Here is an 18,882-nt window from a genome sequence, read left to right as displayed (position 1 = left end):
TGTCGCAAACCAAGCAGCAAAAGTCGGAATTCCTGGGGTTGCGCGACCCCTATGCCGAGACAACCCCCGGTGAGGCGACGGCCCGCCGGCCCGCCGAGCCGTTGATGACGCGGGAGAAGGCGGCGGAGCTGGGCCGGGCGGGCGCGGCGCTCGCGGTCCTGCTGCTGGCCATCGCCGTGGTGGTCGCCGCCATCAGCTGAGGCGGCGCCGTCACGAAGCGTGACACTTCATCACCCACGCGTGATGGGCGGCCTTGTAGGACAGCATCCGTGACGTGACGGGTGCCGTGATGAGCAAGGTCCTTTTCCTGAAGCTGCACCGCTGGGTGGCGCTGGTCTTCGCGCTGCCGCTGCTGGCCGTGATCCTGTCCGGCCTCGTGCTGTCCGTCGAGCCGGCGCTGAAGGCGACGACCCCGGACGGCACCGTCACGCTGGAGCGGCTGGAACGCATCATCGAGGCCGCGGGGCCGGCCGGGCGCGGGGGTGCGCTGGCGATCCAGGGCTATGCGGGCACGGCGAGCCTGGGCGGGCGCGGGGCGTCCACGACCTATGACCTTGCCACCGCGGTGCCGGTGCAGCCCACCGCCCTGCCGGGCCTGTTCCGCACCATGCGCGGGCTGCATGAACGGCTGCTGCTCGACCTCGGCTGGCTGGTGGTCGCCAGCACCATCGCGCTGGTGGCGCTGGGCCTGGCCGGGCTGCTGCTGGGCTGGCCCAGGCTGCGCAACACGCTGGGCGGCTGGCACCGCGTGACGGGCTGGGCGCTGCTGCCGCTGCTGGTCGGCAGCCCGCTGACCGGCCTGGCGCTGGCCTTCGGGATCACCTTCACCACGCCCGCGCCGGTGCCGCCGGGCGCGACGCCCCCGCTGCTGGAGACGCTGCGCCAGGTGGCCGCGCGGCATGACCTGGATGGGCTGGACTTCATCCGCCCGATCGGCGGCGGGCGGCTGGTGCGGGTGCTGGATGAGCGCGGCACCGCCATCGCCTATCGCGCGGGGCCCGAGGGGCTGGTGCGCCAGCCCGACAACTGGCCGCGCCTGCTGCATGAGGGTGGCTGGGGCGGCCTGCTGGGCAGCGCGCTGAACCTCGTCACCTCGGTCGCGCTGGTCGGGCTGCTGGGCACGGGGGTGTTCATCTGGGCGCGGCGGACGCTGGCGAAGCGCCGGGCGAAGGCCGCGCGGCGGCTTACGGCTTCCCCGGCAGGGTGATTCCCGTCAGCGCCTGCCAGACGCGGATGACGAAGCCATCATCCGCGCGGCCATGGCCCATGGCGCTGGCGGCGGTGAAGAGCTGCTGCGCCTGGGTGGCCAGCGGCACGGGGTGGTTCAGCCCGCGCGCCATCTCCGCCACCAGGCCGAGATCCTTGACGAAGATGTCGACGGCGCTGCGCGGCGCGTCGTCGCCGGTCAGCACGCGGGCCATCCGGTTCTCGAACATCCAGGAATTGCCGGCGGCGCTGGTCACCACGTCATAGAGCTGCCGCGGATCGGCGCCGGCGCGGATGCCGAGGGCCATCGCCTCCGCCGCCACGGCGATATGCACGCCGGCCAGCAGCTGGTGCACGACCTTCACCGTGGCGCCGATGCCGGGTGCATCGCCGAGTTCCCAGACCTTGGCCGCCACCGCATCCAGCACCGGCCGCGCCTTGGCGAAGGCGGCGGGGGACCCGGAGGCCATCACCGTCATCTCCCCGGAAGCGGCCTTGGCGGCGCCACCCGATACCGGCGCATCGAGGTAGAGGAAGCCCGCCGCCTCGGCACGCTCCGCCAGCTTCTTCGCGTCCGCCGGGCCCATGGTGGCGGAGGAGAGGATGACGGCGCCCGGCGCGAGGCGCGGGGCGCAGCCCTCCGGCCCGAACAGGGCGGCTTCGGTCTGCGCGGCGTTCACGACCAGCAGCAGCACGGCCTCCGTGCCCTGCTCGATCCCGGCCGCGCTGGCGGCGGTGGCGCCGCCGGCCGCGGCGAATTCGGCGCGCGCGGAATCCCGCATGTCGCAGCCCGTGGTCGCCAGGCCCGCGCGGTGGCAGGACAAGGCCGCGCCCATGCCCATGGCCCCGAGGCCGATCACCGCCACCTTCATCGCGCGCGCTCCCTGCGTGTCGGCCGCACCCTTACCGGGCGCAGGGCTCAAGACAAGACGAGGCGCGCGATCTGCACGAGGGCGGAGATGACGAGCAGCACCAGCACGATGCGGCCGAGCTTGTCCGGAGATGGCATGGGCGGGAGATGGGGATCAGCCCGCTTCCGATGAAGGCCCCGCAATGTCCCGCAGCAGCGCCTTCAGGGCGGGGGCGGCGCCGGCATGGCGGGCGAGCAGCGCGGCCTCATGGGCACGGGCTTCCGCCACCAGCGCGGCGGCCAGGGTGGCGCCGGGCGGCGTCAGCATCACCCGCATCGTGCGGCCCTGGCGCTGCCGCGCCACCAGGCCATCGGCCTCCATCCGGTCCAGCAGCTTGGACATGGTGGGCTGCTGCATCAGGCAGGTCTCGGCCAGTTCGCCCACCGTCACGCCCTGCGGCGCGCCTTCCAGCGTCGCCAGCACGCGCCAGACCGGCACCGCCACGCCGCGCGCCTTGAGCTGCGCATGGAAGCCGGCGGAGGCCGCATGGCTCGCCCGCGCCAGCAGGGCCAGCAGGTAGCCATCGACGAAGCGGGGGGATTCGCCCATGGCGGCCAACATATGACTTTTCATATGTCGCGGACCAGCGTTATCCTTGGGGCAACGTCAGGGAGTGCCCGGGATTGCGCGACGACCGGATCGAGCCCGCCTGGATCGAGGCCTTCGAGGCCGTGCTCCGCCTCTGCAAGGCGCAGCCGGGGGAGGTCGTCTGCCTGCTGGCGGAAAGCCAGTCCCGTCCGCTGAACATCGACCTGGCGGAGTTGGCGGCGCATCGCCTGGGCTGCCGGCCCTTCCGCCTGGTGGTGCCGACGCCGCGGCAGACGGCGCCGGTGCCGGTGCGATCCACGGGCGCGTCCCGCGCGCTGCAGGGCCATCCTGGCGCGCTGGCGGCGCTGAAGGCGTCCTCCCTGATCCTGGACCTGACGCTGGAGGGGCTGCTGCACGCGCCGGAGCTGAAGGAAATCCTGGCGGCGGGTTCGCGCATCCTGATGGTGTCGAACGAGCATCCGGAGGCGCTGGAGCGGCTGGTGCCGCTGCCCGCGGATGAGGCGCCGGTGAAGGCCGCGGTGAAGCGGGCACGGGCCGCGAAGCGGATGACCGTGACGAGCGCCGCGGGCACCGACCTGGTGGTGGACATGGCGGGCGCCATCACCGCGGGGGTCTGGGGCTGGACGGACCGGCCCGGCACCATCGCGCATTGGCCGGGCGGCGTCGTCGTCAGCTTCCCGCGCGCGGGCACCGTCAACGGCACGCTGGTGCTGGCGCCGGGCGACGCGAACCTGACCTTCAAGCGCTACATCGAAAGCCCCGTCCGCCTGACGCTGGTGGATGACCATGTCACGGCGATCGAGGGCGCGGGCACCGACGCCATCGCCATGCGCGAGTATCTCGCCGCCTGGGGCGATCGCGCGGCCTATGCGGTCAGCCATGTCGGCTGGGGGATGAACCCCCGCGCGCGGCGGGAGGCGCTGCTGGCCTATGGCGCGCGCGACACCAACGGGACGGAGCTGCGCGCCGCCGCCGGGAACTTCCTGTTCTCGACCGGCGCCAATGAATTCGCGGGCCGCTTCACGGAGGGGCATTTCGACATCCCCGTCTTCGGCTGCACCATCGCGCTGGATGGCGAGCCCGTCGTCATCGAGGGGAGGCTCGTTCCATGACCACCATCCTGCTGCACGGCATCGGCGGCCCGTCCTGGGGTAATCTGGTGCCGGGCGCCCTCGACTGGCCGTTCCCGGGCTTCTGCGGCACGGCGCCCCTGCCTTCGATGACCTTCCCCGCGCTGACGGCGGCACTGCTGGCGGCGATGGACGCGAAGGGCATCGCGAAGGCGACGCTGGTCGGCCATTCCATGGGCGGCATGGTGGCGCAGGATTTCGCGGCGACCCATCCCGACCGCGTCGCGAAGCTGGTGCTCTACGGCACCACGGCGGCCTTCGGCGGCCGCGACCCGAGCTTCGCCGACGCTTTCCTCCGCGCGCGCCTCGGCCCGCTGGAGGGCAGCACGATGCGGGACGCGGCATCCGCGATGCTGGAAGGCATGTTTGGCCCGGACGCGGCGCCGGACGCCTATCCGCGCGCGCTGGAAGCGATGCAGGCGGTGCCGGAGGATGTCTATCGCGACACGCTGCGTTGCCTGACGACCTTCGACCGCCGAGCGGACATGGCGCGGATCAGCGTGCCGACCGTGCTGATCGCGGGCGAACGCGACCAGGCCGCGCCGCTCAAGACCATGCAGCGCATGGCGGAGACGATTCCGGGCGCGCGGATCATCGTGATTCCCGAAGCCGGGCATTTGATCCATCTCGAGAAACCCGCCGAATTCGCGGCCGCGCTGCGCGACGCATTGGAGAGCTGAGGGCTTGTGCATTCATGCCCGACAGCATGGCCGCGGAAAGAAGCTGCGTCCCGCACAGCGGGCATGAACGCTCAAGACCGATCCTGGAGATGACGCCGATGGACGCCCTGCCCGCCACCACGCTGGAAGACGCGCCGATCTTCGACGCGGAGGCCTTCCGGCTGACGCCCTTCGAGGCCGAGCTGACCGCCAAGGCGCGCCGCTTCGGCGCCACCGTGCTGGCGCCCCGCGCCGCGCGCTGGGACCGCGAGGCCGCCTTCCCCACCGACAACTACCGCGACATGCATCGCGAGGGGCTGCTCGGCATCTGCATCCCGGAGGATGAAGGCGGGCTCGGTGCGGATTTCCGTGCCTATTGCATGACCGCCGCCGAACTCGGCCGGTATTGCGGCGCCACCGCGCTGACCTGGAACATGCATGTCTGCTCCACCCTCTGGACCGGCGCGCTGACCGAGGATCTGGACATTCCCGGGGATGCGCGCGCCGAGCATCGCCGCCGGCGCCGGATGCATTACGACCGCATCCTGGCGGATGGCGCGATCTACTCGCAGCCCTTCTCCGAGGGCGGCGCGGCGGCGGCCGGCGCGGCGGCCTTCGGCACCACGGCCAGGCGCGTCGAGGGCGGCTTCCTCATCAACGGCAAGAAGATCTTCGCCAGTCTCGCGGGCCACGCCAATTACTACGGCATCCTCTGCACGGAGGTGCATGACGGGGAGAAACTGTCGCGAAGGGACACGCTCTATCTCGGCGTGCCGGCCACCGCGCCGGGTGTGACGGTGGAGGGCGAGTGGGATCCGCTCGGCATGCGCGGCACCGTCTCCCGCAACCTGATCTTCAAGGATGTCTTCGTGCCGGAGGATGCGGCGCTGATGCCGCCCGGCCTCTACTTCCAGGCGGCGACGCGGTGGCCGCACATGTTCATGACGCTGTCGCCGACCTATATGGGCATCTGCCAGGCGGCCTACGACTTCACCGTGAAGTATCTGCGGGGCGAGGTTCCGGGCACGCCGCCGGTGAAGCGCCGCATGTATCCGACCAAGCAGATCGCCGTCGCGCAGATGCGCATCATGCTGGAACAGACCAAGGCGCTGTGGTTCCAGGCCATCACCGATGCGCGGCCTGATCCCACCAAGGACCAGATGATGCGCGCGCTGGCCGCGCAATACACGGTGATGGAGAATGCGAATGCGCTCTGCGCGCTCGCCATCCGCACCTGCGGCGGGCAGTCCATGCTGAAGTCGCTGCCGCTGGAACGGATGTACCGCGACAGCCGCTGCGGCGCGCTGATGCTGCCCTGGACGGCGGAACTCTGCCTGGATCGCCTCGGCCGCGACACGCTGTATGAGAAGGGCGAGGTGGATTGAGCGCGCCGGTGCATCGCTGGGCGGGCTCGCCGCCGCCCGGCCGCATCGCGCTGCGCTTCGGCGGGGCTGTGCTGGATTATGGCGCGCTGGACGCTGCCGTTGCCGGCATGGCCGGGGCGCTGGCGGCGCGCGGCATCGGGCGGGGTGACCGCATCGGCTTCCTCGGCCACAACCACCCCGCGCAGATCGTGGCGCTGCTGGCCTGCGCGCGGCTCGGCGCGATGCAGGTCCCGCTGAACTGGCGCCTGGCCGCGCCGGAATGGCGCTTCATCCTGGAGGATGCGGGCGCATCCCTGCTGCTGGCGACCCCGGATTTTCTCCAGGCTGCCGCGGACGCCGCGCCCGAAGGTTGCGCCGTCGTCGATGCGACGATGCTGCATGGCGCGCCCGTTGAGACGACGGGCACCGACGATGATCCGCTGCTGCTGGTCTATACCAGCGGCACCACGGGCCGCCCCAAGGGCGCGGTGCTCGACCAGCGGGCGCTGCGCTTCAACGCGCTGAACGCCATCGCCACCTTCGGACTCTCGCCCGATGACCGCGTGCTGACGGTGCTGCCGCTGTTCCATGTCGGCGGCCTCAATATCCAGACCACGCCGGCGCTTTGCGTGGGGGCCGAGGTCATCCTGCATCCGCGCTTCGAGGCCGATGCCTTCTTCGACGCGGTGGAACAGGGGCGCCCGACGCTGACGCTGCTGGTGCCGGCCGTGATGCAGGCGCTGGTCTCGCATCCGCGCTGGGGCTCGGCCGACCTCTCCTCGCTCCGCGCCATCGGCGCCGGGTCGTCGGACGTGCCGCTGCCGCTGATAGAAGCCTTCCACCAGCGCGGCATCCCGGTGCAGCAGGTCTATGGCGCGACGGAGACCTGCCCCATCGCCATCGTCCAGACCCGTGACGAAGCGCTGGCCGCGCCCGGCTCCATCGGCCGCCCGGCCCTGCATGCGGAATGCCGCCTGGTGGATGCCGCCGGCGCCCCCTGCCCGCCCGGCGCGGACGGCGAGATCCAGGTGCGCGGCCCCGCCGTGCTGCGCGGCTACTGGAAGCGCGACGATGCGCTGACCGCCGATGGCTGGTTCCCCACCGGCGATGTCGGGCGCGTCGACCCGGAGGGCCGCTACTGGTTCACCGACCGCCTCAAGCACGTGATCATCTCGGGCGGCGAGAACATCTATCCCGCGGAGGTCGAACGCCTGCTGCGCACGGCCCCCGGCGTCGCGGAAGGCGCCGTGGTCGGCCGTGACGATCCGCGCTGGGGCGAGGTGCCCATCGCCGTCGTGGTCCCCGGGGAGGGGTTCGACCCCGCCCGCGTGCTGGCGCATTTCGAGGGCCAGATCGCGCGCTTCAAGCAGCCCCGCGCCGTCGTCGCCCTGCCCGCCCTGCCGCGCACCGCGCTCGGCAAGGTGGAAGTGGCGCGGCTCAGGGAGATGGTGGCCGCACACCCCAGTCGCTGAATTCCCGCGCGGCCACGGCGCGATCCTCCAGCACCACCAGGTCGCGGTGGCGCCAGTCCCGCTTGAGGCGCGCGAAGGCGTTGCGCACGGCGCGCGGCGGGCCTTCCAGCACCTGGCCGATGCAGTGGCCGCGCAGCGAGAGGCAGCCGGTGACGCCGCGCGCCAGCAGCCCCGCGCGCAGGCGTTCCGCCAGCGCGGCCACGGCGGCGGGGTCCGCCGCCACGCCGGGCTCGCCCACGCTCATCGCCACGATACGGTGCAGGGGCCGGTGCAGCGTCATGCCGCGCGCAGCGTCGCCAGCACGTCGCGGACCTCGCGGCGCAGCGCCTCCGCCTGGCTGGACAGGTCGCTGGCCGTGGCGTTCACCTGCGTGGCAGCGCCGCCGGTTTCCCCGGCCGCGGCGCGCACTTCCTCGATCCGCGTGGCGACGTCGCGCGTGCCGCCGGCCGCGGCCTGGACGCTGCGGGCGATGTCCTGCGTCGCGGCGCCCTGCTGTTCCACCGCGGCGGCGATGGTGACGGCGATGTCGCTGATGCGGACGATGGTGTCGCGGATGGCGCCGATCTCGGTGGCGGCGCCGCGCGTCGCGTCCTGCATCGCCTTGATCTGCTGGGCGATGCCTTCCGTCGCGCGCGTGGTCTGGCCGGCCAGCGACTTCACCTCGCTCGCCACCACCGCGAAGCCCTTGCCGGCGTCGCCGGCGCGCGCGGCCTCGATCGTCGCGTTCAGCGCCAGCAGGTTGGTCTGGCCGGCGATGTCGCCGATCAGGCGCAGCACTTCCTCGATCTTCTGCGAGGCGTCGTTCAGGTTGGCGACGGTGCTGTTGGTGCGTTCCGCCTGTTCCACGGCCGCGCGGGCGACGGTGGTGCTTTCATTCACCTGGCGCGCGATCTCGGCCACCGAGCTGGCCAGTTCCTCGGTCGCGGCGGCGACGGTGCCGACATTCTCGTTGGTGGCGGTGGTCACCTGGCTGACCGTATGGGCGCGGATCGCGCCCTGCTCCGCGATGCCGACCAGGGAGGTGGCGGCGGCGTTGAGCTCGGTGGAGGCGGAGGCGATGCCCTCCACCACCCCGCCGACGCGTTCCTCCAGCTGCTGGGCGACGCGCTGCAGGTCCTGCTTGCGGGTGATTTCCAGCGCGCGCTTCTGGTCTTCCTGCGTCGCGCGCAGCGCGGCGGCTTCGCGCAGGCCGTCGGCGAAGGTGGACAGGGCGCGCGCCATGGTGCCGACCTCATCGCCGCGGCCGGTTTCGGGCACGGCGGTATCGAGCCGGCCGGCGGCGACGCCGGCGGTGGCCTGCTGCAGGCGCTTCAGCGGGCGCACCACGACGCCGAGCGTCATCGCCACCGCCGCCATGATGGACAGCAGGATCGCGCCGGCCAGGACGCCCGCGGCGACCAGGACGGCCGCGTCCACCTCCTCGGAGACGACGGCGCTGCGGCGGTCCGCGCGCTCCACCAGCGTATCGGTCAGGCTGCGGGTGGCGAGGCGCAGCTCGGCCACCTGGCCCGTGAATTCGCGGCGGAGCTGCGCTTCCGCCACGCGCTGCTGGCCTTCCGCCATCAGCCGCAGCGCGCCGAGCGCCGTGTTGCGCAGCGCCTGGAAGCGCTGCTCGATCACGTCGATCTGCGCCACCACCGGGGTGCCGGCAACGGCTTCCCTCAGGTCACGGATGCGCGTCGCCATCAGGGCGCCCGCCTGCTCCACCTCCCGCTGCGCCTCCGCGATCGCGGCGGGTTCGCCAAGCGCCAGGCTGCGCCAGACCAGTTGCGCCATGTCGAGCAGCACGGGGTTGATGCGGGCCGAGGCGGTGGCGGCGCTGGCTTCGCCCTCCACCAGGGTGGAGTAGGTGTGGTCCACCTGGTTCGCCAGGCGCAGCGCGTAGGTGGCGCTGCCGATGGCCACGAGGACGAGCAGCCCCACCGGCAGCATCGTCTTCCAGAGCAGGGACAGGTTGTCGAACCAACGCCGCATCGGATTCTCCCGCCACAACAGGGCGGTGTTCGCCCCTGATCGCGGCCATGATGCCGCGATGCCGATCTGGCATGGCTACCCTTCAGTAAGAGCTAACGCGGTTCATTCCGTGACGGAAACACGCCAGGTGAAGCGGCGCGTTTCCCCGGCGTTCAGCATCTCGATCCCCGGCTTGGACCAGAGGTCCACCTCATAGCCCGCGATATCCGCGTAGCCCGCCCAGGGCTCGATGCAGAGGAAATCGGCGCCGGGCTTCATCCAGAGGCCGAATTGCCCGAAGCCCTGCCAGGCCACTTCCAGCACCGGGGCGCCCGGCGCGCCGTAATGCAGGCGCCGGCTGGCGGGGTTCAGCAGGATCATGGCGCTGGGGCGGAACAGGTCCTCCCGCAGCCCCAGCGTGCGGCCATGGGTCGGCAGGGCGTGCGGCGCCTGGTCGATCAGCCCGGCCTCGTTCAGGCGGAAGAAGGGGCCGGCTTCCTCCTGCTCGAACTCGATGCGGTGCGCCAGCTTGCCGGCGCCGCCGGGCAGCGGCCACCGGAAGGCGGGGTGCGCGCCGACCGAGAAGGGCAGCGTCCCCTCCCCCGGATTCGTCACGCTGTAGGTCACGGCGAGGGTCGCGCCATGCAGGGCGTAGGCGACCTCGAAGCGGAAGGCGAAGGGGTAGATGGCGCGCGTCGCCTCGCTGTCGGCCAGCAGGAAGCGGCAGCCGGTCGCGTCCTGCTCCACCAGGGTGAAGCGGCTGTCGCGGGCGAAGCCGTGCTGGCCCATGGGGAAGCTGGCCTCGCCCAGGCGCAGCCGGTCATCCTTCACGCGGCCGACGATGGGGAAGAGCACGGGGGAATGGCGGGGCCAGGCGGCTTCCGCCTGCCAGAGCAGTTCCCGGCCCTCCCCGTCCTTCAGGCTGGTGAGTTCCGCGCCCTCGGCCTTCACCATGGCCTTGAGCTTCGGCGTGCCGAGGCTGATCCGGTCCCCTGAACCGCTCATGGCAGTCGCTTCGCCTCCCGCCGCTGGTCATGCGCGCGGGCGTGCAGCAGGGCCAGCGCGTGAAGATCCTCCGGCACCCCGGCCGCGCGGGCGGAATCGGTGAGGAAGCCGAGGATGTGCTCCGCCTCCGTCCGTCCGCCCGCTTCCAGGTCCCGCAGCATGGAGGCGGTGTAGGCGCTTCCGGCATCGGAGAACATGGCCCGGTAGCCCTGCATGAAACCGGGCGACATGGGAAAGCCCTTCGCGGCGGCGATGGCGGCGTTGCGTTCCAGCAGCGCGAGCAGGAAGCCGCGGCCGCCGGCGCGCACGATCTCCCCCACGCTGGCGCGCATCAGCACCGTGCCGGCGGCCACGGTGCCGAGATGCACCAGTTTCTCCCACATCCGGCGCCGGATATCGGGCACCGCTTCCGCCACCAGCCCCGGCGCCTGGCCGAGGGCGGCGGCGAAGGCGGCGGCTTGGCCACCCATCGCGCCGTCCTGTTCGCCAAAGGTCAGCCAGTGCCAGTCGTTCAGGTGCTGGATGGTGCCATCCGGCCGCAGCGTCGCCGCGCATTTCGCGAGCCCGCCCCAGACGCGATCCGCGCCGAAGGCGGCATTCAGCCGGTCGATATGCGACAGCCCGTTCAGCACCGGCAGCACGCGGGCGCCGGCCTCGACGGCCGGGCGGATGGCCTCGATCGCCGCATCCAGGTCATAGGCCTTGCAGGACAGCAGCACGACATCGAAGCCGGGGCCGGCGCGCTCCACCGTCGCCACGCGCAGATCGGCATCGCCATGGGTGCTGCGGATGCGCAGCCCGTCCCGCGCCAGGGCGGCGGCCCGGGCGGGGCGGACCAGGAAGGTGACGTCCAGCCCCCGCTGCATCGCCCGCCCGCCGAAATAGCCCCCCAGCGCCCCCGCGCCGAGCACCAGCATCCGCATCGCCATCATCCGTTCCCCCGTGGGCGGCGAGGATCACCGATGCGGGCCGCCCCTCCAAGACTCGCTTGAGGGCGGGCGATGTGTTCTATATTTGTTCTGGCGGGCTTGGAGGAGCATCGGATGACGGTCGCGGCGATCCTGGCAGGGCCGGCGGATTTCGCGGGGTGGCGGCAGGCGGCGCGCGGCCTGGTGGCGGCGGGGCTCAGGCCAGACCAGGTGGAATGGCGCGTGGCCGGGGACAGCCCCGGCCTGTTCGGCGATTCGCCCGCCCCCCCGCCGCCGGCCGAGCCCGGCCGCTTCACCGTGCCCCGCGCCTTCATGGGGCTCGCCGAGATCGCGATCCGCCACAGCGATCCGGAGCGATTCGCGCTGCTCTACGGGCTGCTCTGGCGCATCCATGCGGGGGAGGCCGCGCTGATGCAGGTCTCGACTGACCCCGCCGTGGCACGGCTGGAGGCGATGGCCAAGGCGGTGCGGCGGGATGCCCACAAGATGCACGCCTTCCTGCGCTTCCGGCAGGTGGAGACGGAGGCCGGCACGCGCCACGTCGCCTGGTTCGAGCCCGACCACCATATCGAGGAGGCGGAGGCCGATTTCTTCGTCCGCCGCTTCGCCAGCCTGCGCTGGACCATCGTCACGCCCCGCCGCACCGTGGGCTGGGACGGCTCGACCCTGTCCTTCGGCCCCGGCGGCAACCGCGCCGAGGTGCCGCCGGACGATGCGGTGGAACCCCTTTGGCGCGCCTACTACGCCGCGATCTTCAACCCCGCCCGGGTGAAGCCCAACGCCATGCGGGCGGAGATGCCGCGGAAATACTGGCGGAACATGCCGGAGACCTTCGAGATTCCCCGCCTGCTCGCGGAAGCGCCCCAGCGCGTCCGGGAGATGGTGGCCCGGGGCGGCGCCGCGCCCAACCCGCAGCCGCAGCGCGCCGTGCATGTGCCCGCGCAGCCGATCGCGGCGCCGCGCGTTGATGCCGCCATGGACCTGCTCGACGCCTCCAAGGATCCCGCCCTGGCGCTGGCCGACCTCCGCCAGGAACTGCTCGGCAGGGCCGACCTGCCGGACTGGACCACGCGCGCGACGCAGCCGGTGTTCGGGGAGGGCGCGGTCGGCGCGCCGCTGCTCTTCGTCGGCGAACAGCCCGGCGACGAGGAGGACATCCAGGGCCGCCCCTTCGTCGGCCCCGCGGGGCGGCTGTTCAACCGCGCGATGGAGGCGGCGGGCCTGCCGCGCGATGCCGCCTACGTCACCAATGCGGTGAAGCACTTCAAGTTCACGCCGACGGGCAAGCGCCGCCTGCACCAGTCGCCCGACGCCGGCGACATCACCTACTACCGGCCCTTCCTGCTGCGGGAGGTCGGGCTCGTCGCGCCGAAGCTCGTCGTGGCGCTCGGCGCCTCCGCGCTGCTGGCGCTGACGGGCAAGAAGCTGCCGGTGATGAAGACGCGCGGCACCACCGTGACGGCGCTGGAAGGCCACCCGGTCTTCGCCACGGTGCATCCGAGCTACCTGCTGCGCATCCCGGACCAGGAGGGGCAGGCGCGGGAGTTTTCCCGGTTTGTGGAGGATCTGAAGGGGGCGGGCACCGCCGCGGGGTTGGCCGCCGGGGAATAGCGCGACTTGCGGGCCGCCCAACCCTGCACCATCTCATTCCGGAAATTCACGGAGTCGGGGGCGGTCTTGGGCGTCATTGGGGACGGCGAACGGGGCGGCTTGTGCTATCGCTTGTGGATGCGCTGCGCGGTCGGCGCGGCACCCGGCATGCCGGACTTCGCCGAGAAAATCCGCCAGACAGCCACCGTCCATATCGAGCCGCGCGCCGGCACGAGGCTAGCCGAACCGGGGGGGCCGACCTATGAGCCGGCGGAACTCTGGAGCGCGACCGGGAGCATCTTCGCGATCCTCGACAGCAAGACCGCGGCGTTGTTGACCCATGTTTCGCTGATGATCGCTGCCATCAGCGTCGCGATCTCCGCCGCCGAGAACCACTTCGTGACGAAGATATGCTCCGCCGCCTTCATCACGCTCTACATCCTCGCCGCCTATTGCTGCCTGCGCTGTCTTCGCTTCGAGATCTTCGGCTGGAACAGGCTCGGCAACCGGATGAGCGGTAAGGCGGCGACACCCGCGGAGCAGGCAGTTGCGCGCAACCACGAGACCTTCATCCTGGCCGAAATCGCGTTCAGGGATTCCTTGTACCGGACGGCCCTGCTGTGGGCCTCGGTCCTGACCGTGCTGTCGCCCTTCCTGTTCGTCGTCTATTTCATCGAGCATTCGCAGATCATGGGCAGGCCAGGCTGATCCCGCCGGAGAGATAACCTGGCGGGCACCCGGTCAGTTGAGGCGCTGGCGCAGCTCCTCCAGCAGGCCCTTCACCCGCGCGGCCTGGGGGCCCTCCGGCACCAGCTTGAGGAAATTCTCCAGCGCGGCGATGGCGGCGCCGATCTGGTCGAGGCGCTGGTGCATCAGCCCGGCCTCCCGCCACAGCGGCGCGGCATCGGGGGCGATGCGCAGCATGTCCTCCGTGCAGGCGATGGCACCGGCCAGGTCGCCATCCCGCAGGCGGCGCACCTTGATGTTGTTCTGCAGCCGCAGCAGCACCGCGCGCTTGTCCATGCGGGCGAGGGAAGCGGGACCAAGCTCCGCCTGGTCCCCCGCGAAGCGCTTGAGCGTGGCGCGCAGGTCGCGCGCCTCCATCGCATGGCCGCCGGCGAAGACATCCACCACCACCTGGCCGCGCCCCGCAAGGGCGACCAGGAAATGGCCGGGGAAGTCGATGCCATGCGCCTCCCACCCCGCGGCCTCCGCCGCATGCAGCCAGAGGATGCCGAGCGCGACCGGCAGGCCGCGCCGGCGTTCCATCACGCGCAGCAGGTTGGCGTTGGCCAGGTCCTCATAGGTTTCCTCATCCCCGACATAGCCGAACTGGCCATGGATCACCTGGGCGAGGACGGCACGGCGGCGCGCCACATCCCCGGCATCCGCCTCCTTATCCGCGGCCGCGGCATTCACCGCGGCGCGGGCCAGCGCCGTCAGGTGCTCCGCCCCCGCGCGCCAATCCGCATCCAGCGCGTCGATGCGCGCCAGCTGCAGCGCGGCAAGGCCGATATCGATCTCCGAATCCGGCAAGGTGCCGAGGGCGGAGAGCGCCGCGCGGGTGTCCTGCAGCGGGTTGCTCATGCGGCTTCCTCAGCCCTGCGCCGGCACCATGCGGCCGACGCGACGGCCGCCGAAGATGTGGACGTGGAAATGGGGCACCTCCTGCCCGCCATCCTCGCCCATGTTGGACAGGATGCGATAGCCGGTGGATTCGAGGCCGAGGTCCCGCGCGACCTTGCCGACGGCGCGCCAGAAGCCCGCGACCTCCGCATCGCTCGCATTCGCGCTGAAATCGGCGTGGGAGACATAGGGCCCCTTCGGGATCACCAGCACATGCACGGGCGTCTGCGGGTTGATGTCGTGGAAGGCGAGCGCGAAGGCATCCTCAAGCACGCGCTTGCAGGGAATCTCCCCCCGCAGGATGCGCGCGAAGATGTTTTGCGGGTCATAGGGCGGCAGGCCGGTGATGCGCGTCATCGTCGAAGCTCCGCGGGCGTGGTCAGCGCCCCTGTTCTGGCGACGGTGCCGGGAAGGCGCAACCCGCCGTCAGGGCAGCTTGGTGGTATTCGCCGCGCGCACCAGGCCCTTGGGGCGGGACGCCTTCTCCGCGATGCCGGAAATGCCCTGGCGGCGGGCGAGTTCGGCCCAGACCTCCGCCGGCGCGATGCCGGCATCCACCCAGAGCACCATGAGGTGATAGAGCAGGTCGGCGCTTTCCAGCACGGTCGCGGCGCGGTTGCCCATCGTCGCCTCGATCACGCATTCGACCGCCTCCTCCCCCAGCTTCTGGGCGACCTTGGCGGTGCCGCGCGCCAGCAGGCGGGCGGAGTGCGAATGCTCCACATCGCCGGCGGCGCGCCGCGCCTCCACGGTGCGCCAGAGCGTGTCGAGGATCGCGGCCTCCGCGCCCTCCACCGTGAAGGGGGCGAGCGCGCCGGCGCCGGCGGCGCTCGCGGCCTTGGGCATGGCGAGCTGCTGCGCGACGGGGATGGTGGGGGGCAGCGGCAGGGCGGCCGCCACCTTCAGCGCCTTCTTCTTCGCCTTGGGCAGCTTGGCCTTCAGCATCTTGGCCTTGGGGACCTTCGCCTTCGGGACCTTCGCCTTCGGGGCCTTCGCCTTGGGGGCCTTGGGCTTCGGGGCCTTCGCCTTGGGGGTCGCGGCCTTGCCCATCACGCGGCCTCCGCCATCGGGCGCACCGGCAGCCCCGCCTGTTCCAGCGCGGCCTTCGCCTCCGCGATCCGCATCTGGCCGTAGTGGAAGACGCTGGCGGCGAGCAGGCCCGTGGCGCCGGCCCCTGCGCCTTCCACGAAATGCTCCACCGCGCCGACGCCGCCGCTGGCGACGATGGGCAGCCGGACCGCCGCCCGCGCGGCGCGCAGCAGGCCGAGGTCGAAGCCCTGGCGGGTGCCGTCCCGGTCCATGGAGGTCAGCAGGATCTCACCGGCGCCGCGGCGTTCGGCTTCCCGGATCCACTCGATGGCGTCGATCCCGGTGCCGCGGCGGCCGCCATGGGTGAAGACCTCCCACTTTCCCTCGCCTGAGGACCGCGCATCGATCGCGACGACGATGGCCTGGCTGCCGAAGGCCTCCGCACCGCGTGTCACCAGCGCGGGGTCCGACACGAAGGCGGAATTGACGGACACCTTGTCGGCGCCGGCCAGCAGCAGGCGGCGCATAGCCTCCACCGCCCGCACCCCGCCGCCCACGGTCAGCGGGATGAAAACCTGCGCCGCGGTGCGGGAGACGACGTCGAGCATCGTGTCCCGCCCCTCATGGCTCGCGGTGATGTCGAGGAAGGTGATCTCGTCCGCGCCTTCGCGGTCATAGATCCGCGCCTGCTCGACGGGATCGCCCGCATCGCGGAGTTCGAGGAAGTTCACGCCCTTGACGACGCGGCCGTCCTTGACGTCGAGGCAGGGGATCACGCGCAGGGCCAGCACCGGGGGCGCTCCGCAGGGACGGGATGTCCAGGGTTGTCAGGGGCCGCGCCGGGTGGCGGCGGCAGGGCGTGATTGGAACCTGGGGCGCCGCCGGTCAAGCGATGATCTGGCGGACCCAGCCCAGCAGCAGCCCGGCGAATGCCAGGACCAGCGCGGCGCGCAGGTTGCGGTCCCGCAGCGGCACCGCCCGCCCCTTCAGCAGCCGCGCCAGCACCCGCACCGCGAGCCAGGCCGCGAGGATGAAGCAGGCCGTCTCCGCCAGTTGCAGCGGGACGGCCATGCCCGCGCTCAGGCGGCGGCGAGGGCCAGGGCGGCGGCGGGTTCCACGCGGCCGTCATAGAGCGCGCGGCCGAGGATGGCGCCGGCGACCACGCCTTCCGCCTTCAGCGCCACGATGTCATCGGTGGAGGCGACGCCGCCGGAGGCGATGACGGGCATGGTGACGGCGCGGGCCAGCGCCGCGGTGGCCGTGACGTTCACGCCGCTCAGCATGCCGTCGCGGGCGATGTCGGTGTAGATGATGGCGGCCGCGCCCGAGCCCTCGAAGGCTTTTGCCAGATCGACGGCGTTGGTGGCGCTGGTTTCCGCCCAGCCTTCGGTCGCGACGAAGCCGTCCCGCGCATCGATGCCCAGCGCCACGCGGCCCGGGAAGGCGCGGCAGGCGGCGCGGGCGAAATCGGGGTCCTTCACGGCGGCGGAGCCCAGGATGATGCGGGTGACGCCGGCGGCGAGCCAGGCTTCCGCCGTCGCCATGTCCCGGATCCCGCCACCCAATTGCACGGAGAGCCCCGGCACGGCGGCGATGATGTGCTTCACGGCTTCCACGTTGGCGGGCTTGCCGGCGAAGGCGCCGTCGAGGTCCACGACATGCACCCAGGCGAAGCCCTGCGCGGCGAAGCTGGCCGCCTGCGCGCCGGGATCATCGGCATAGATGGTCGCCTGCGCCATGTCGCCGCGCTTGAGGCGCACGACCTGCCCGCCCTTGAGGTCGATGGCGGGGTAGAGAACGAAACCCATGGGTGTCACCCGCCCCCGATCAGGCTTTCCGTGCTGCGCCCGCGGCCGGGCTCCAGCAACTTGTGGTAGAAATGGCCGGCGACGGTGCGGCTTTCCACCCGCGCATAGGCGGGATGGGTGCCCCAGCGCGTGTAGCCGAGGCCCTCGAACAGCGCGATGGCGCTCGACTGCGTCTCCCGCACGTCGAGGTTCAGCACGCGGATGCCGGTGCCGGCGGCGTATTCCTCGACGCGCTCGACCAGCTGCCGCGCCAGGCCATGGCCGCGGGCATAGGGGGCGATATAGGCGTGGGTCAGCTGGGCGGCGAAGGCCTGGGCCTCGTTGTTGCGGGGCGGGCGGACCAGCTGCGCGCTGCCGACTACGGTGCCGTCCAGCCGCGCCACGAAGAGCGTGCGGTCCGGCACCAGCAGCACGCCCTTGAAGTGGCGGGCCAGCGCGGCGCGGTCCTGGCTCTGCACCCAGCCGAAGCCGCCACCCTCGATGATCGCGGCGTTCGTCGCCTCGCAGAGTTCGTCGAGGTCATGGGCCGAGAGTTCGGTGACGATCTCCACCGCCAGCTTGTGCTGGCCGCCGCGCTGGATGGTCGGGCTCATGGTGTCCAGCGCAGGAAATTGGCGAGGATGCGCAAGCCCACCAGGCTGCTCTTCTCCACATGGAACTGGGTGCCGGCGATGTTGTCGCGGCCGATGATGGCCGGGACCTTGCCGCCATAGGTGGCGCTGGCCAGCAATTCGCCCGCCTTGCCGCCGGCCAGCGCGTAGGAATGCACGAAATAGGCATGCGCCCCCGGCGCCAGCCCCGCCAGCAGCGGATGCGCGGGCTGGTCCAGCACCAGCGCGTTCCAGCCCATCTGCGGCAGGGGTAGCGCGGTGCCGGATTCGTCGCGCGGGTCCATCGGCGCGATCTCGCCCGCGATCCAGCCGAGGCCGGGCGTCACGCCATGTTCCAGCCCGCGCTCCGCCATCAGCTGCATGCCGACGCAGATGCCGAGGAAGGGCTTTTTGCGAGTCATGACGCTGTCGGTGAGGGCGTCGACCATGCCGGGCAGGGCATCGAGCCCCCGGCGGCAGGCGGCGAAGGCGCCCTGGCCGGGCAGGACCACGCGATCGGCGGCGCGAACATCGGCGGCGCTGGTCGTCACCGCGACCTGCGCGGCGACGCCCGTTTCGCCGATGACCCGTTCCAGCGCGCGGGTGACGGAGGCGAGGTTGCCCGAGCCCGGATCGATGACGGCGATCCTCACGGCAGGCTCCGCACCAGGTCGGGCCGCTGCTGGCCAAGGCGGAACCAGGCGGTATCGAGGCTGTCCGCCACCACCACGCCGCGTTCCGGCAGGCCGATCCGCGCGAGGCGGGCGCGCAGGCGGTCCCGCGCCTCGAACCCCGCCAGCAGGTGGAGGACGACGGTGGTGACGCTCAGCACGGGTTCCGGCAGCAGGATGGCGGCGGCGATGACCAGGACCAGCAGGGCGAGGGCTTCCCACCACAGCCGGTTCCAGGCGAACCAGAAGGGGCCGAGGATGGTGGCGGCCAGCGAGAAGCCTTCCGGCACCAGGACCGGCGGGCGCACCTTGGGCTCCGGCCAACCCTCCGGCCCCTCGGACCAGGAGGGGGGCGGGGGCGGCGCCGCATGGACGGTGTAGAGCTTCACG

Annotated in this window: 23 protein-coding genes; 8 read left to right on the top strand and 15 right to left on the bottom strand. The window is 71.9% G+C overall.

Features of this window, described 5'->3' with window-relative positions; translation table 11 throughout:
• The first annotated feature begins 38 nt into the window (after window positions 1–38).
• Both JJI54_RS04730 and JJI54_RS04725 read left to right on the top strand, forming a co-directional pair.
• Window positions 39–200 (top strand): hypothetical protein, encoded by a 162-nt coding sequence (locus JJI54_RS04730; protein ID WP_203071402.1) that lies wholly within the window; start codon window positions 39–41, stop codon window positions 198–200.
• A gap of 89 nt (window positions 201–289) precedes the next feature.
• Entirely contained in the window at window positions 290–1,207 is a 918-nt protein-coding gene (locus JJI54_RS04725; RefSeq protein WP_203071400.1) for a PepSY-associated TM helix domain-containing protein, read from the top strand.
• Here the strand turns inward: JJI54_RS04725 and ltnD are convergent.
• Together ltnD and JJI54_RS04715 are read right to left on the bottom strand one after the other, a co-directional pair.
• On the bottom strand, window positions 1,185–2,078 hold the full coding sequence (gene ltnD, locus JJI54_RS04720) for an L-threonate dehydrogenase (RefSeq protein ID WP_203071398.1): 894 nt from the start codon (window positions 2,076–2,078) through the stop codon (window positions 1,185–1,187). The two genes, JJI54_RS04725 and ltnD, sit on opposite strands and share 23 nt — an antisense overlap.
• 153 nt (window positions 2,079–2,231) lie before the next feature.
• Window positions 2,232–2,666, bottom strand: coding sequence for a MarR family winged helix-turn-helix transcriptional regulator (locus tag JJI54_RS04715; RefSeq protein WP_203071396.1), 435 nt, complete (start codon window positions 2,664–2,666; stop codon window positions 2,232–2,234).
• A gap of 74 nt (window positions 2,667–2,740) precedes the next feature.
• On the opposite strand from JJI54_RS04715, the gene JJI54_RS32595 reads away from it, so the two are divergent.
• The 4 genes from JJI54_RS32595 to JJI54_RS04695 all read left to right on the top strand — a co-directional run bounded on the left by JJI54_RS32595 (window position 2,741) and on the right by JJI54_RS04695 (window position 7,291).
• Window positions 2,741–3,778, top strand: a complete 1,038-nt coding sequence (locus tag JJI54_RS32595) for a M29 family metallopeptidase (protein ID WP_203071394.1) — start codon at window positions 2,741–2,743, stop codon at window positions 3,776–3,778.
• The gene (locus tag JJI54_RS04705; protein WP_203071392.1) at window positions 3,775–4,476 is read left to right on the top strand and encodes an alpha/beta fold hydrolase; all 702 of its coding nucleotides are present in this window, start codon (window positions 3,775–3,777) and stop codon (window positions 4,474–4,476) included. The genes JJI54_RS32595 and JJI54_RS04705 overlap by 4 nt, the downstream gene beginning before the upstream one ends.
• 98 nt (window positions 4,477–4,574) lie before the next feature.
• Window positions 4,575–5,840 carry an acyl-CoA dehydrogenase family protein gene (locus JJI54_RS04700; protein ID WP_203071390.1) on the top strand — a complete coding sequence of 422 codons (1,266 nt, stop codon included), beginning with the start codon at window positions 4,575–4,577 and terminating at the stop codon, window positions 5,838–5,840.
• Entirely contained in the window at window positions 5,837–7,291 is a 1,455-nt protein-coding gene (locus JJI54_RS04695) for a class I adenylate-forming enzyme family protein (protein WP_203071388.1), read from the top strand. The genes JJI54_RS04700 and JJI54_RS04695 overlap by 4 nt, the downstream gene beginning before the upstream one ends.
• On the opposite strand, the gene JJI54_RS04690 is transcribed toward JJI54_RS04695, so the two are convergent.
• The 4 genes from JJI54_RS04690 to JJI54_RS04675 form a co-directional block, all read right to left on the bottom strand.
• Complete coding sequence (locus JJI54_RS04690; protein WP_203071386.1) at window positions 7,257–7,571, bottom strand: BLUF domain-containing protein; 315 nt, start codon at window positions 7,569–7,571, stop codon at window positions 7,257–7,259. The two genes, JJI54_RS04695 and JJI54_RS04690, sit on opposite strands and share 35 nt — an antisense overlap.
• Window positions 7,568–9,265 carry a methyl-accepting chemotaxis protein gene (locus JJI54_RS04685; RefSeq protein WP_203071384.1) on the bottom strand — a complete coding sequence of 566 codons (1,698 nt, stop codon included), beginning with the start codon at window positions 9,263–9,265 and terminating at the stop codon, window positions 7,568–7,570. The genes JJI54_RS04690 and JJI54_RS04685 overlap by 4 nt, the downstream gene beginning before the upstream one ends.
• 102 nt (window positions 9,266–9,367) lie before the next feature.
• Complete coding sequence (locus JJI54_RS04680; protein ID WP_203071382.1) at window positions 9,368–10,249, bottom strand: aldose 1-epimerase family protein; 882 nt, start codon at window positions 10,247–10,249, stop codon at window positions 9,368–9,370.
• The gene (locus JJI54_RS04675; protein WP_226381369.1) at window positions 10,246–11,178 is read right to left on the bottom strand and encodes a 2-dehydropantoate 2-reductase; all 933 of its coding nucleotides are present in this window, start codon (window positions 11,176–11,178) and stop codon (window positions 10,246–10,248) included. Before JJI54_RS04675 ends, JJI54_RS04680 begins: the two co-directional genes overlap by 4 nt.
• A gap of 114 nt (window positions 11,179–11,292) precedes the next feature.
• Between JJI54_RS04675 and JJI54_RS04670 the strand changes: the two genes are divergently transcribed.
• Together JJI54_RS04670 and JJI54_RS04665 are read left to right on the top strand one after the other, a co-directional pair.
• The gene (locus JJI54_RS04670) at window positions 11,293–12,789 is read left to right on the top strand and encodes a UdgX family uracil-DNA binding protein (RefSeq protein WP_203071380.1); all 1,497 of its coding nucleotides are present in this window, start codon (window positions 11,293–11,295) and stop codon (window positions 12,787–12,789) included.
• Between the two features lie 147 nt (window positions 12,790–12,936).
• Entirely contained in the window at window positions 12,937–13,476 is a 540-nt protein-coding gene (locus JJI54_RS04665) for a hypothetical protein (RefSeq protein WP_203071378.1), read from the top strand.
• 33 nt (window positions 13,477–13,509) lie between these two features.
• Here the strand turns inward: JJI54_RS04665 and JJI54_RS04660 are convergent, their stop codons facing one another.
• From JJI54_RS04660 to JJI54_RS04620, 9 genes are all read right to left on the bottom strand, one after another.
• Window positions 13,510–14,355, bottom strand: a complete 846-nt coding sequence (locus JJI54_RS04660; RefSeq protein ID WP_203071376.1) for a SirB1 family protein — start codon at window positions 14,353–14,355, stop codon at window positions 13,510–13,512.
• Window positions 14,356–14,364: 9 nt separating this feature from the next.
• Complete coding sequence (locus JJI54_RS04655; RefSeq protein WP_203071374.1) at window positions 14,365–14,751, bottom strand: histidine triad nucleotide-binding protein; 387 nt, start codon at window positions 14,749–14,751, stop codon at window positions 14,365–14,367.
• Window positions 14,752–14,820: 69 nt separating this feature from the next.
• The gene (locus tag JJI54_RS04650; RefSeq protein ID WP_226381368.1) at window positions 14,821–15,444 is read right to left on the bottom strand and encodes a phosphoribosyl-ATP diphosphatase; all 624 of its coding nucleotides are present in this window, start codon (window positions 15,442–15,444) and stop codon (window positions 14,821–14,823) included.
• Window positions 15,444–16,214: an imidazole glycerol phosphate synthase subunit HisF gene (gene hisF, locus JJI54_RS04645; RefSeq protein ID WP_203071372.1), complete on the bottom strand. Its 771-nt coding sequence runs from the start codon at window positions 16,212–16,214 to the stop codon at window positions 15,444–15,446. Before hisF ends, JJI54_RS04650 begins: the two co-directional genes overlap by 1 nt.
• 94 nt (window positions 16,215–16,308) lie before the next feature.
• A complete protein-coding gene (locus JJI54_RS04640) occupies window positions 16,309–16,494 on the bottom strand; it encodes a hypothetical protein (RefSeq protein WP_203071371.1) in 186 nt (61 codons plus the stop codon).
• An 8-nt stretch (window positions 16,495–16,502) separates the two neighbouring features.
• Complete coding sequence (hisA, locus tag JJI54_RS04635) at window positions 16,503–17,231, bottom strand: 1-(5-phosphoribosyl)-5-[(5-phosphoribosylamino)methylideneamino]imidazole-4-carboxamide isomerase (RefSeq protein WP_203071369.1); 729 nt, start codon at window positions 17,229–17,231, stop codon at window positions 16,503–16,505.
• A gap of 5 nt (window positions 17,232–17,236) precedes the next feature.
• Complete coding sequence (locus tag JJI54_RS04630; protein ID WP_203071367.1) at window positions 17,237–17,824, bottom strand: GNAT family N-acetyltransferase; 588 nt, start codon at window positions 17,822–17,824, stop codon at window positions 17,237–17,239.
• Window positions 17,821–18,474, bottom strand: a complete 654-nt coding sequence (hisH, locus tag JJI54_RS04625) for an imidazole glycerol phosphate synthase subunit HisH (protein WP_203071365.1) — start codon at window positions 18,472–18,474, stop codon at window positions 17,821–17,823. The genes JJI54_RS04630 and hisH overlap by 4 nt, the downstream gene beginning before the upstream one ends.
• Complete coding sequence (locus tag JJI54_RS04620) at window positions 18,471–18,881, bottom strand: DUF2628 domain-containing protein (RefSeq protein ID WP_203071363.1); 411 nt, start codon at window positions 18,879–18,881, stop codon at window positions 18,471–18,473. Before JJI54_RS04620 ends, hisH begins: the two co-directional genes overlap by 4 nt.
• Between the last annotated feature and the right edge of the window lies 1 nt (window position 18,882).

This window comes from Falsiroseomonas ponticola (assembly GCF_016805305.1).
Lineage (GTDB): Bacteria > Pseudomonadota > Alphaproteobacteria > Acetobacterales > Acetobacteraceae > Falsiroseomonas > Falsiroseomonas ponticola.
The sequence above is the reverse complement of the archived record's forward strand: the minus strand, read 5'-3'. Positions and strand labels throughout refer to the sequence as shown.

What these genes read in the sequence shown, in the direction of transcription:
- JJI54_RS04675 (WP_226381369.1), bottom strand. Translation starts at nt 11,178, where the DNA reads ATGGCGATGCGGATGCTGGTGCTCGGCGCGGGGGCGCTGGGGGGCTAT.
- JJI54_RS04655 (WP_203071374.1), bottom strand. Translation starts at nt 14,751, where the DNA reads ATGACGCGCATCACCGGCCTGCCGCCCTATGACCCGCAAAACATCTTC.
- JJI54_RS04640 (WP_203071371.1), bottom strand. Translation starts at nt 16,494, where the DNA reads ATGGCCGTCCCGCTGCAACTGGCGGAGACGGCCTGCTTCATCCTCGCG.
- JJI54_RS04650 (WP_226381368.1), bottom strand. Translation starts at nt 15,444, where the DNA reads ATGGGCAAGGCCGCGACCCCCAAGGCGAAGGCCCCGAAGCCCAAGGCC.
- ltnD (WP_203071398.1), bottom strand. Translation starts at nt 2,078, where the DNA reads ATGAAGGTGGCGGTGATCGGCCTCGGGGCCATGGGCATGGGCGCGGCC.
- JJI54_RS04700 (WP_203071390.1), top strand. Translation starts at nt 4,575, where the DNA reads ATGGACGCCCTGCCCGCCACCACGCTGGAAGACGCGCCGATCTTCGAC.
- JJI54_RS04670 (WP_203071380.1), top strand. Translation starts at nt 11,293, where the DNA reads ATGACGGTCGCGGCGATCCTGGCAGGGCCGGCGGATTTCGCGGGGTGG.
- JJI54_RS04665 (WP_203071378.1), top strand. Translation starts at nt 12,937, where the DNA reads ATGCCGGACTTCGCCGAGAAAATCCGCCAGACAGCCACCGTCCATATC.
- JJI54_RS04715 (WP_203071396.1), bottom strand. Translation starts at nt 2,666, where the DNA reads ATGGGCGAATCCCCCCGCTTCGTCGATGGCTACCTGCTGGCCCTGCTG.
- JJI54_RS04725 (WP_203071400.1), top strand. Translation starts at nt 290, where the DNA reads ATGAGCAAGGTCCTTTTCCTGAAGCTGCACCGCTGGGTGGCGCTGGTC.
- JJI54_RS04680 (WP_203071382.1), bottom strand. Translation starts at nt 10,249, where the DNA reads ATGAGCGGTTCAGGGGACCGGATCAGCCTCGGCACGCCGAAGCTCAAG.
- JJI54_RS04705 (WP_203071392.1), top strand. Translation starts at nt 3,775, where the DNA reads ATGACCACCATCCTGCTGCACGGCATCGGCGGCCCGTCCTGGGGTAAT.
- JJI54_RS04690 (WP_203071386.1), bottom strand. Translation starts at nt 7,571, where the DNA reads ATGACGCTGCACCGGCCCCTGCACCGTATCGTGGCGATGAGCGTGGGC.
- JJI54_RS04630 (WP_203071367.1), bottom strand. Translation starts at nt 17,824, where the DNA reads ATGAGCCCGACCATCCAGCGCGGCGGCCAGCACAAGCTGGCGGTGGAG.
- JJI54_RS04660 (WP_203071376.1), bottom strand. Translation starts at nt 14,355, where the DNA reads ATGAGCAACCCGCTGCAGGACACCCGCGCGGCGCTCTCCGCCCTCGGC.
- JJI54_RS04685 (WP_203071384.1), bottom strand. Translation starts at nt 9,265, where the DNA reads ATGCGGCGTTGGTTCGACAACCTGTCCCTGCTCTGGAAGACGATGCTG.
- hisA (WP_203071369.1), bottom strand. Translation starts at nt 17,231, where the DNA reads ATGGGTTTCGTTCTCTACCCCGCCATCGACCTCAAGGGCGGGCAGGTC.